Origin of the sequence: Cohnella sp. SGD-V74, assembly GCF_003001675.1 — a bacterium.
Taxonomy (GTDB): Bacteria; Bacillota; Bacilli; order Paenibacillales; family Paenibacillaceae; genus Cohnella.
On record NZ_PVYW01000010.1, the window covers coordinates 1 to 11,433 of the forward strand.

The 11,433-nt window shown below is 55.2% G+C and carries 8 protein-coding genes and 1 CRISPR repeat array; of the genes, 6 read left to right on the top strand and 2 right to left on the bottom strand.

Annotation, left to right across the window (positions count from 1 at the left end; translation table 11 throughout):
- Positions 1-126 precede the first annotated feature (126 nt).
- Positions 127-2,225: a CRISPR direct-repeat array (repeat unit 33 nt; unit sequence GTCGCATCCCTCGCGGGATGCGTGGATTGAAAT).
- 91 nt (positions 2,226-2,316) lie between these two features.
- From B0G52_RS15955 to B0G52_RS15970, 4 genes are all read left to right on the top strand, one after another.
- Positions 2,317-2,850 (top strand): DUF6036 family nucleotidyltransferase, encoded by a 534-nt coding sequence (locus B0G52_RS15955; RefSeq protein WP_094046033.1) that lies wholly within the window; start codon positions 2,317-2,319, stop codon positions 2,848-2,850.
- Positions 2,825-3,286, top strand: coding sequence for a hypothetical protein (locus B0G52_RS15960; protein WP_094046035.1), 462 nt, complete (start codon positions 2,825-2,827; stop codon positions 3,284-3,286). Before B0G52_RS15955 ends, B0G52_RS15960 begins: the two co-directional genes overlap by 26 nt.
- Before the next feature lie 221 nt (positions 3,287-3,507).
- The gene (locus tag B0G52_RS15965) at positions 3,508-4,494 is read left to right on the top strand and encodes a hypothetical protein (protein WP_094046037.1); all 987 of its coding nucleotides are present in this window, start codon (positions 3,508-3,510) and stop codon (positions 4,492-4,494) included.
- Positions 4,495-4,564: 70 nt separating this feature from the next.
- A complete protein-coding gene (locus B0G52_RS15970) occupies positions 4,565-4,798 on the top strand; it encodes an NHLP leader peptide family RiPP precursor (protein ID WP_094046039.1) in 234 nt (77 codons plus the stop codon).
- A 123-nt stretch (positions 4,799-4,921) separates the two neighbouring features.
- Here B0G52_RS15970 and B0G52_RS15975 read toward each other — a convergent pair whose 3' ends face one another.
- Together B0G52_RS15975 and pdxR are read right to left on the bottom strand one after the other, a co-directional pair.
- Positions 4,922-6,835, bottom strand: a complete 1,914-nt coding sequence (locus tag B0G52_RS15975; protein ID WP_094046041.1) for a sensor histidine kinase — start codon at positions 6,833-6,835, stop codon at positions 4,922-4,924.
- Between the two features lie 105 nt (positions 6,836-6,940).
- On the bottom strand, positions 6,941-8,359 hold the full coding sequence (gene pdxR / locus B0G52_RS15980) for a MocR-like pyridoxine biosynthesis transcription factor PdxR (protein ID WP_094046043.1): 1,419 nt from the start codon (positions 8,357-8,359) through the stop codon (positions 6,941-6,943).
- A gap of 133 nt (positions 8,360-8,492) precedes the next feature.
- Here pdxR and B0G52_RS15985 point away from each other — a divergent pair, with 133 nt between their 5' ends.
- Together B0G52_RS15985 and B0G52_RS15990 are read left to right on the top strand one after the other, a co-directional pair.
- Positions 8,493-9,218: a proline dehydrogenase family protein gene (locus tag B0G52_RS15985; protein WP_094046045.1), complete on the top strand. Its 726-nt coding sequence runs from the start codon at positions 8,493-8,495 to the stop codon at positions 9,216-9,218.
- Between the two features lie 52 nt (positions 9,219-9,270).
- Positions 9,271-10,434 (top strand): response regulator, encoded by a 1,164-nt coding sequence (locus tag B0G52_RS15990; RefSeq protein WP_094046047.1) that lies wholly within the window; start codon positions 9,271-9,273, stop codon positions 10,432-10,434.
- The last annotated feature ends 999 nt before the right edge of the window (positions 10,435-11,433 follow it).

The following is an 11,433-nucleotide window of genomic DNA, read 5'->3' on the forward strand; positions in this document are numbered from 1 at the left end:
AACTATTTATCGCGAAAGAATGCTGTCACAAGCAGCATAGCAACGGGATTTCTGCATGAGGGTGTTTTCAAACTGCACTTTTCTTGACAACTCCAGAACGAGGGCGCGGGCGTAGCGTCTGAACTCGTCGCATCCCTCGCGGGATGCGTGGATTGAAATTCTATATCGAATAATTCCGCCACAGACAAAGGTTGTCGCATCCCTCGCGGGATGCGTGGATTGAAATGTCCCTCGCGTAGTCCGCAAGTCGGGATGGCCCTCGTCGCATCCCTCGCGGGATGCGTGGATTGAAATTCCTCAGTTTGTACCGCCCGGACGCTGCCTCGTGTCGCATCCCTCGCGGGATGCGTGGATTGAAATCGGCCGCATCACGTTTAAGTTTGGCGCAATCCTGTCGCATCCCTCGCGGGATGCGTGGATTGAAATACGATTACGACAAAAGATCAAGTGAACTGGGCATGTCGCATCCCTCGCGGGATGCGTGGATTGAAATAGGATGTGCCGAACTATACGGGAGACATATCCGGTCGCATCCCTCGCGGGATGCGTGGATTGAAATACTCTATGTTAAAACGTCACCCCGCAAACATAAGTCGCATCCCTCGCGGGATGCGTGGATTGAAATCGTTGATCATGCTCCGATTAAATCCGGCTCGCTGTCGCATCCCTCGCGGGATGCGTGGATTGAAATGAGATACAAGGCTTGGTTGGCCCATGCTGCCTGGTCGCATCCCTCGCGGGATGCGTGGATTGAAATCCAGAGTTACGGTCGGCTGCAGATATCAAAAAAGGTCGCATCCCTCGCGGGATGCGTGGATTGAAATCTCTATGATGACTTCGGCGCGCTTGCACTCCGCGGTCGCATCCCTCGCGGGATGCGTGGATTGAAATATCCGGACAACGGGTGGGCACCGAACGCGCCGCGTCGCATCCCTCGCGGGATGCGTGGATTGAAATCCCAGTTGTGACGCGCTTGTCTGCCTTGTAGGCGTCGCATCCCTCGCGGGATGCGTGGATTGAAATCTCATGTCGCCGCGGTCCGGCGTGGCCGTCACGGTCGCATCCCTCGCGGGATGCGTGGATTGAAATCACCCGTCTCTACGTCCGTTTTGCAGCCGTCTGGTCGCATCCCTCGCGGGATGCGTGGATTGAAATAATGTTGTATCCGCCACGAGGGAAGAGCCCATAGGTCGCATCCCTCGCGGGATGCGTGGATTGAAATGTACCATACCCCGCGCTGATCTTCGCGGCGAACGTCGCATCCCTCGCGGGATGCGTGGATTGAAATCGCTGTATCGCGTTAAAGCGCTACTCTGTGATAGTCGCATCCCTCGCGGGATGCGTGGATTGAAATAGCAAGCGATAGGGGAGCAGACATGGCGGCGAAGTCGCATCCCTCGCGGGATGCGTGGATTGAAATACACGTAGTTCACGGAGATATTACGCAGATTAACGTCGCATCCCTCGCGGGATGCGTGGATTGAAATCATAACTCGGGCGGTGTTTATGCATTGATCGACAGTCGCATCCCTCGCGGGATGCGTGGATTGAAATCTATCCCCCAAGGGAGAAGGGAGCGACGATATGAGGTCGCATCCCTCGCGGGATGCGTGGATTGAAATGGATCGCAATTCAAGAATCTCTACACGCAGCGCGAGTCGCATCCCTCGCGGGATGCGTGGATTGAAATATCTCATGGCACATCTGGGATGTACGAATGTCAATGTCGCATCCCTCGCGGGATGCGTGGATTGAAATTAGAATATCAATATGCCGCGCTCATTGATCGCATGTCGCATCCCTCGCGGGATGCGTGGATTGAAATGTCAAGTTCGCTGTTGAGAGCAGAATGTGCAGTCGTCGCATCCCTCGCGGGATGCGTGGATTGAAATCCTTGATTACTAGATGTGGTATAATGAACGTATGTCGCATCCCTCGCGGGATGCGTGGATTGAAATAACCTGACGGAACGAAAAGACACGGTTGTCCGATGTCGTATCCCTCGCGGGATGCGTGGATTGAAATCGGTCGTAGTCATCGACCAACGACTTGATGATCGTCGCATCCCTCGCGGGATGCGTGGATTGAAATTTTCTGCGCTTCCTGATCGCCGAACATCGCCCGGTCGCATCCCTCGTGGGATGCGTGGATTGAAATACACCGGTCGGCAAGGGGCCGAAAAGCCGTGTGAGGTCGCATCCCTCGCGGGATGCGTGGAATGAAAGCCCATTTCAGATACATCGGGTGCTTTAGGAGACTGCACTCAGTACAGGGTACGTTAACTGAGATTTTCACATTGTGAAAGGCGGAGAGCACGTGGAACCTTTCGAACTCGAAGGCCCCGAACCTTACACGACACGAGAAAGCATTCTTGAACTGTTCGAGGCGGTGGATGCCGATTTACAAGAACAGAAGCCGATAGAAGTTTTTGTAGTAGGGTACTCCGCTATTGTGCTTGCCAGAAAAAATAATCGTGGTTCCAATGACGTGGATATTATTCCTTCCCGATTTTCGAGAGTGTTCTCGCGCCATGGATTGGAAGTATTCGATGAGCACTACTTTTATTTTCCGGAAGGATACAAAGATAGAGCCGTGGAAGTCGAGCGCAAATTTGCCTGTCTTGCGGTGAAGGTAGTGGACGCCCACGATATCTGGTTTTCCAAGCTGGCGGCATATCGCAGCAAAGATAAAGTGGACATGATTGAGATGATCCGCGAAGGCGTCGTTGATCCGTCCATTTTGGATACCATGTTCGAACGATGGAATGCCCACTGGTTTAATGGAAGTGCGGAACTGTCAGCCAATTATGCCGAGGTGAGACATTGTGATTCCCCGGATCGTCATTCCTGAAGAGCAATACTTGGCGGAGTTTCGACAGTACGTATTCGGACTATCTTTGAAATGGCTGGGGATTTCCCCCGAACTCGTCGATCCTGCCGAGATGTGGGACAGAATTTCCGAGACAAAGAAAACGAACTACCGTGCGTTCTATTTAACTTATCTTTTGCCGCTTGCGGACGGGCGTTACAGGCGGGCAGCGGCCGGCGATACGTTAATGGGGATCCACAAAATACTGTGGAACATGAAGCTGAACGGTCTGCCTTATAACGATTTCATGCTCCTAAGATTTTGCGAGATTATTTTGCGGAACGCGGATCTGGACAGCCTGGGATCGGCTCCTCTGCCCGAGGATTACAAAGATTTGCAGAAGCTGATATGGACTTTCGTGCAGCAATTCAGAAAAAAAGCGGCAGCGCTCCATCCGATCGTGCAAGAGTTGGTTTGACCTTCCGGGGGTTTTTAAGGCCAAAGTGGAGAGAGACCGCGAAGGAATGCCGTCTCGATGCGGAGTTCATGCTGGCCGATATCGATCGGCTGCCATCATACGAGAGACATCTTCGGGCTGCTCGCGGAGGCGGGGATCCGGATCGTAAGCAAGGAAAGCCATATGTTGAAAATGGTGCATCTTCTCCGGGCGAGGCCGGGGACTTGACGGAGGCGGAACGGATGAGCGACACGCGGGCGGAATGGATGGGACGGTACGAGGGGGAGGTCGCGCGGATTTTCGCGGAAGCGTCCACCGGCCTTCCGGCATTGCCCGCTTCTTTGACCGGCTTGGCGGCAGCGCTGCTGGACAAGTTTAATCCGGTATCTTCTATCCAGGGAGCAGACGGGGGAACCAACTATATTTGCTTTCTCTTGCCCTTGTGGTTGAAGGAGCAGACCGGGTGCGAGGCTGAGGTATGCCGGGACCTTGCGATCGGCAACGTGTACGCGATGCTGCATTTTTTCCTGCTCGACGATGCGATGGACGCGGCGGGTGTTGCGGGCGCCGGGGAGACGCGACGCCCGCTGGCGCTGGGACAGATGTTCTATGAAGGGTTTCGGCGGAGGTACGAGCGTCATTTTCCGGCTGACTCTCCGCTCTGGCAGCGGTACGAAGCCTATCTGGCAGACTGGGCGGCCGCCGTATCGGAGGAGGGAGAACGGCTTGCCGAGCCTGCGGATCCCGCCGCGCTGGCGCGCAAGTCGGCTCCGGTCAAGCTGTGCGCGGCCGGTCTGCTGGAGCTGTCCGGCCAGACGGACCGCCTCCCGCAGACGGAGGAAGCGGTCGATCTCGTGCTGGCGACGCTGCAGCTGTCCGACGATTGGGCCGACTGGCGGGAGGATCTGGCGGAGGACGGCGAGAGGCGCAACGCGTTCCTGACGCTCGTGCGGCGCACTCTCGCGCTGGCGCCGGAGCAGCTGCTGGACGAACGTACGGTTAATCAGGCCGTGTATCGCAAAGGGTGTCTGCGCGGCTTGGCGCGGCTCGCGCGGGATCATCATGCCGTCTTGACGAAGCTGCCGAATGTGCCGCAGGCGTTGCTTTCTTTTCACGAAGAAATCGTCGTAGGACTTGAGAGGGATGCGCGAAGGGCGGCAGAACTCGAAGAAAAGCTGGCGCTAGAGGGCGGATTGTCCGTTCTACTGTCGAATCTAGCAAAAAAATGAGGACTTTAGGCCGGTGTCCATGGTATGATGGTAGAGGTAATAACCACATTTTGGGAAGGGTTGTGCTATCATGTCATTGGAATCTCTTAAGGTGCAGATTATCAAGAAGGCTTGGGAAGATCCCGCTTTTAAGAGCAGCCTCCTGAGCGATCCCAAGGAAGCGATTAAAGCCGCGTTCGGAGTCGAGATTCCCGCCGGAATCGAGTTGAAGGCGGTCGAAGAGACTTCGTCGCAGTATTATCTGGTTATTCCTCCGAATCCAGAGGATGTCAGCGTAGACCCTGCTCCCAACATCGTGTGGTAGAATAGGGCAGCGAATAGAGAAAGAACCGAAGAGATCTGAACGCCCCCCAATTGTTAGACAGGATCTAGCGATTGGAGGCACGGTTCAGGCTTTCGGTTCTTTTTTTGATTTCTCTATCGCAAGTCAGGCGCCGGCCCCGTTCAGCGAATCGCGCTCCTTAACGGCTGCAGCCATAGGAAACCGAATGATCGCTTCGGTTCCTTGCTGCTTGACGCTCCGGAATTCGATGGAGCCTTTCATGACCTCGATGATGCGGAACGTGACCATAAGACCGAGACCGGTGCCTTTCGCCTTGGTCGAGAAGAACGGCACTCCCAGCTTGGCGATCTGCTCCTCTTCCATCCCCTCGCCGTTGTCCTTCACCCGGACGACGATGTCCTCCTTCTCGGAGAAAGCCGTTACTTCGATTTTTCCGTTCGTTCCCGTCGCTTCGAGGCTGTTCTTGATCACATTGATGAACGCCTGCTTGAGCTTGGAGGAATTTCCGTGGAAATAAAGGTCGGGCTGCGAGCTGAACACGAGAACCGTGCCGTGCATCGCCGCAAGCGGGTTCATCATCGTCTCGATTTTGCGCAGTTCCTCGGATAGATTAAGCAGCGAGACGGCTTCCATCTCCGGCTTGGCGAAGGTCAGGAAATCGGTGATAATCGCGGCCGCGCGGTCCAGTTCGTTCGTTGCCATATCGAAGAAAGGCTTGTTTTTGCCATCCGATTTGCCCGACAGCAGCTGGAGAAACCCTCGTGTCACCTGAAGCGGATTGCGCACTTCGTGCGCCACCGAAGCGGCTAGGTCGCTGATGATCTTCAGCTTTTCGGTTCTCTCGAGTCTGTGGTTGTACAGCTCCAGCTTCTTGGAGTAGTTGACCAGCATGCCGTAATCTGCGGAGATTCTTCGAGCGAGAATGATAACGAGCGTCACCATGAGCCCGACAACGCCGAATTTCCACAGGAACAGCGTATACGTCCGCTCGCTCAAGTAGTAGATGACCATGTCGGCCGTTCCGAGTATTGCCAGCAGAAACATTCCGATCGACAAGGTGATGGCGTTCTTGTTTCCCCTGAGCGCATGGATGATGGACAAAGAGAGAACGAGAACGAGCTGGAACAGAATCAGGAATCCGAAAATACGGTTCGAGATCAAGTAATAAGGCCCGAAGAAGCGGCCGTCCGTAACGGCGTAGACAAGCAGCGCGACTAAGCACAGGGCAGAATACCCCATCTGGAAGTGGCGAAACTTCGTGAAAAAGCGGAACTGCCCTTCGAACATCTGATCGATATAGTAGATCAGCGACGGGAACAGCACGAACATCGACGCATCGAATAAGTACGACAGCAGACGGCCGTATTCTTTGAAGTAAATATAAGGAAGCGGCGAATAGAAAATCATCAGCATTCCCGTCGTAAGGGCGATCAGGCAGAGAGAGATCCACGTGCTGCGCTGCCTGCGGTGCAAGTACCCGGTACAGATGAGCATGACCAAGCCCAAAAAAGCGATGCCCGTTCCGAGCAACACGTCGGGGATGTCCCGGGAAATGAAGCGCTCGGAGAGTTCGTTGAAGTCGTCGATCCGAAGGCCTCCGACCAGGCCGGCGCGCTCACCGGTCACCAGGAGGCGGACGTATAGATCGGCCTGCTCCGGAATCGGCGCTACGGGCAAAATCAGCTTGTTCAAATCGAAAGCGAACGCCCGCGTCGATTCCAGCAGGAGCTGGTCTCCCAGATAGACGGAGATGTCTTGCGCATATAAACGGTCCGCCAGCAAGCCCGGATTCACCCAGTCCGAGGTTGGAGGCAGTTCAAGCCGGATCCATACGCCGCGGCTCCCTTTGGGCAGAGTCGTCTTGGGATCGTAAATATCGGCGTCCTGCCAATTCTCCCGAGCGGGGGAGGGCATGTCCAGGGATCCTTGTTCCGAAATATAGTGGATCTGCCAATGCTGGATCGTAACCGGGTGATGCTGGGCACTGGCAAGCTGAGGCGCAAGTATAAACAGGAATACAAACGCTCCCAAAGCCGATATTCTGAGCGCCGACTTCATCGTACACCTCGCAAGTCGCGTGTTATGCGTCTAAGTCTAATGTACCACGAGAACATCAATAATGTATAAATTTCGACAATATTTGTCATAATCCTGTGCGAGATTCTAATATTTCTTTAAAGATGCGCTTAATCTTCGAATCCCTTGCTCTATTCTTTCTTCGGTTAAATTTCCGTATCCGATAATGATTCGCCGGTTCTGGACGTCCTTACGGAAGGCATGCACGGTAACCGGATACACTTTGACCCCGTTGTCTTCGATGGCGGACAGCAGCTCGGGTGTAAAAGAAATTCCGGCGAATTCGGCGACGAGATGGATGCCCGTCGAATGGCCGAGAATGTTCACCGCTTCGCCGAACGCATGGCGCAGCTGCCGAATCAGGAAGTCCCGGCGCTTGCGGTACAGCTTCTTCATTTTCGCGACGTGGCGATCCAGATGGCCTTCCTCAATGAATTCGGCCAACACAAGCTGTTCGAGGGACGGCGTATGGAGATCCGTAAGCCATTTCAAGCTCCGGGCGCTCTGCACGAGAGACGGGGGGAGGATGATGTAGCCCATGCGCAGCGCCGGAGACAAAATTTTGCTGAACGTGCCGATATAGACGACGCGTTCCGGGTCCAAGCCTTGCAGAGAACTGACCGGCGCACTTTCGTAACGGAATTCGCTGTCGTAGTCGTCCTCGACGATATAGCTTCCGGTCCGGGCCGCATATTGGATCAACTGGACGCGCCGCTGGATCGGAAGCACGCCCCCGATCGGAAATTGATGGGACGGCGTGACGTAGATGAACTTGGGGCGGATGTCCGAGGGCAGCAGCTCGGTCATCATGCCGGAATCGTCGACGGGAATCGGATGGAGCTTCGCTCCGGGGAGCGAGAACATCGTATGGATCTCGTAGGTAAGCGGATCCTCCATCAGGACATCCGATTTTCCGGTCAGCAGCAGCTTGGCAATCAGGGAGATCGCTTGGGTAGCCCCGGTCGTCACGAGCAGCTGTTCCGGCTCGCAGACGACGCCCCTGCTCCGGCGCAAGTACCGGGCGAGCACGCTGCGCAGCTCATGCCGGCCCTCCGGGCGGCCGTAACCGAACGCTTCCGCCGAGGCGTCGGCGCAGATCCGCTTGGCCAGTTCTCCCCACAGCTTCCTTGGGAACAGGTCGAGGGCGGGAACGCCGTGGCGAAAGTCGATCAGATCCCTTTTTCGGACTGGAGCACCCTCGAAAGACGGTTGCGAGACGGGCGAGACCGATGGGGAACCCGCTGGAACGGAGTGCAGCAGATGGGTTCCTTCCGCGACGAACGTTCCGGAGCCGTGCCGGCCCTCGATGTAACCTTCCGCAAGCAATTGCTCGTATGCCTCCACGATAACCGTTCGCGACACTTGCAGGCTGGAAGCCAATTCTCGCGTACTGGGCAGCTTCTCCCCTCCCTGCAGCTCCCCGTGCAGTATCCTTTGGCGGAAGCTCTCGTAGATTTGCCGGAATAAGGGCGTTCCGGAGGCTCGATCGATCGCCGTCCAGGTCATATCCATTTTCCTCCGTGCAAAGTGGTATGGTCGAAAATTCAATTAAGTGATCCTGTTATAGTCCACTTTAACACGGTACATTAGGGCTGGGAAGTCCGAAAAAGGAATCGGTGAAGAGGAGTGGCGGGAATATATGAACATGGGGTCGGGGGGAGCGGTCGTCGGAATGAGGCGGGAGGACGCCGTATACGAAGCGGTCAGGCTAATGTATCGGGGTTATTCCACTTCGTTGGCTTATATAGGAGGAGAAGCGAACGGAGCGCGCGAGTGCGTTGCCGCGAAGAACGAGCTGAGAAGGCTCATCGACATGCTCGGCGTCGCCGGAAGGTCGTCGACGATTTTGGTGGAGCTTTCCCGAATCGGCCTGGGCGTCGACGAAGAGCTTGCTTTTCGCCAACTGGAAGAGCTGGTCCGGGAAGCCTCCGTGTATGGCATAGCGATCACGATAGACGCGGAGAAGCCGAATCGGACGGCGAGCGTGCTGGATATTTACAAGAGAGCAGCCAGCCGTTACCCGGGTATCGGCGTTACGCTGCGGGCGAATTCGCAGGATGCAGAGGAAGAACTGAACGAGATTTTGCCGTTCTCGGGACGAATTCGCATTCTGGAAGGAGAGGAGGGGGACACGGCCGCGTACCTTCGGCTGGCCCGCAGGGCGATCGCATCGGGACGCCTCGTTTCGTTGGCCGCGAACGACGAGGCCATTCGCCGTGAAGCCCGGAGCGTAGGGCTGCTGGCGGCCCTGAATGTGGAGGTCGAACTGCCTTACGGCACGCGTTCCGAACTGCTGGACGAGGCGAGGACCCGTGGAGACCGGCCGAGGGTAATCTTGGCCTACGGAGGACAAGCGATGGTATAATGAATCCAACCAAGACGGATCGGCCTTGCGCCAGTCGGGGGAGGATGAGCGAGTGAGAGTGATCCTGGTAGACGATGAGCCGTTAGCATTGAGGAGTCTGAGAAGGGCTCTTCTGAACGAGACGAACGATCTGACGATCGCTGCCGAATACTCCAATCCGTACGAAGCGATGTCCGGCATTCTGGAGCATCGTCCGGATGCGGTATTTCTGGATATACAGATGCCCAAGATCGACGGTTTGAAGCTTGGCAAACAAATTCAAGCCGCCCTGCCGGGAATAGAAATCGTATTCGTGACCGGCTACGATAGATATGCCGTGAAGGCTTTCGAGCTCTATGCCCTGGACTATGTCTTAAAGCCTGTGAACAGCCAGAGATTGCGCCAGACATTAGAGAGGGTTAAAGAGAAGCTGGCCATAAAAGGCGCCCGGCAAGCTCCAACAGGGGATGTTCCTTACGTTCGCTGCTTGGACCGGATTCGCTTCCAGCTGCCGGACGCGGAGGAGCAGGCTCCCAAGTGGCGGACGAGCAAGGCTCAAGAGCTGTTTGCCTATCTTCTTCATCACCGAAATCGCACGGTGGGCAGGAGCGTTCTGCTGGAATTGCTGTGGCCCGAGGTCGAGGAGTCCAAGGCGGCGCAGCATCTGTATACCGCGATCTATCATATTCGAAAAACGTTGAAGGCCTGCGGGCTGGAGGGAATCTCGATTCACATCGGAGAGCTGGAGAGCGGCTACCAGATGGATCTCGGGGATTCCCAGGTGGATGCGGAGGTCTGGGAAGACGAAATCAGGCGGCTGGGCGCCCTCGACGAGAATAGCGCGGAGCTCTACGAAAGCGCGCTGGACAAATACTCGGGCGATTATCTGGGAAGCTACGAATACTTGTGGGCGGAGCATGAACGGGAACGCCTGAGACTGCTGTGGCAGCATCAGATGAAAAAGCTGGGCGAATTCTACGAGGTTCGGGGCGTGGCGGACAAGGCGGTCGGCATCCATCGGAAAATACAGATGAGATGCCCGGACGCGGAAGACAGTTATTTCTCGCTGATGAAGCTGTATGACGGGCTGGCCGATCCGGCCGGCGTCGAGGAGCAATACTGGCTTCTGAAGGAAAAGGTGGAGCGCGAGCTGGAGCTTCCGGTCAGCTCCGAGATTACGGATTGGTATGAACGTTGGAAGACGCAAGAAGGCGCTTCGCTTATGCCGAACCGCTGAGGGAACGCGAGTCCTGGACCGCTCACACACGATAAATAGGGCTGCTCTTGAAGGGAGAACGTCTCTCTTCAGGGAGCGGCCTTTTTGCTGCAGGCGGTTGTCTAGGGTTTGTCTAGGCGGGGGTGGTAAACTCTTACACATCACTGTAGAAGGGTGGGGATTTATTTGAATTCCCGCTGCACAAAATCGAATTATCGGGAGGATTGGATTTGAAAACGATCAAGAAGATGCAAATGTCTTTGTTGTCGCTGCTTATCGTAATGTCATCTTTGCTTGCCCCGCTGCCTGCCTTTGCGGCCGGAGGGGACGAGATCTACGTATCTGCAAGCGGGGACGACCTTAACAATGACGGGAGTGAATCAAGCCCGTTTGCAACTATGGGCAAGGCATTAACGGAAGTTGATACTGCGGGAACGATCGTTCTTTTGAGCGACATTGCTTTGGAGGGAACGTTGAACCTTTCGGCAACGGGAAAGACGGTGACGATTCAATCTGCCCCGGGTCACAAGTATTCGATCAAGAGAGCCGAGAGCTTTACGACGGCTGACCTGATGAATATCAGCGGTGGAAATATTACCTTCGATAACTTGATAATTGACGGCAATAATGTCGCGATAAGCGCTGCAAGATATGGCATCTATGTATCGGGAGGAACGAATCTTCTTCTGGATCGCGTGGAGATTAGCAACCATATTGTTACGGCGGGCAGTTCTACCGCAGCGGTCTTAATGGTCTACGGAAGCTCTACAAAGGTCACGATAAGAGAAGGTTCGCTGGTTCGAAACAATGAGGTTAGAGGGTATCTCAAAGATAATCCTCCATCGGTAATGGGCGCAGGAACAAGAGGCGTACTTGCTATCGAAGGCGGTTTGATTACAGAAAATGAGGTAGTTGCCGACAGCAACGGTGTTATTATCGGAATTGGACTCTACCAGACCCCGCGTTTTGAAATGACAGGAGGAAATATAACAGGCAATAAGCTGTTAGGCACGGAATTGG

Excerpts from the sequence above, each read along its gene's own strand:
- B0G52_RS15985 (WP_094046045.1), top strand. The coding sequence starts at position 8,493 with ATGAACATGGGGTCGGGGGGAGCGGTCGTCGGAATGAGGCGGGAGGAC.
- B0G52_RS15965 (WP_094046037.1), top strand. The coding sequence starts at position 3,508 with ATGAGCGACACGCGGGCGGAATGGATGGGACGGTACGAGGGGGAGGTC.
- pdxR (WP_094046043.1), bottom strand. The coding sequence starts at position 8,359 with ATGACCTGGACGGCGATCGATCGAGCCTCCGGAACGCCCTTATTCCGG.
- B0G52_RS15975 (WP_094046041.1), bottom strand. The coding sequence starts at position 6,835 with ATGAAGTCGGCGCTCAGAATATCGGCTTTGGGAGCGTTTGTATTCCTG.
- B0G52_RS15970 (WP_094046039.1), top strand. The coding sequence starts at position 4,565 with ATGTCATTGGAATCTCTTAAGGTGCAGATTATCAAGAAGGCTTGGGAA.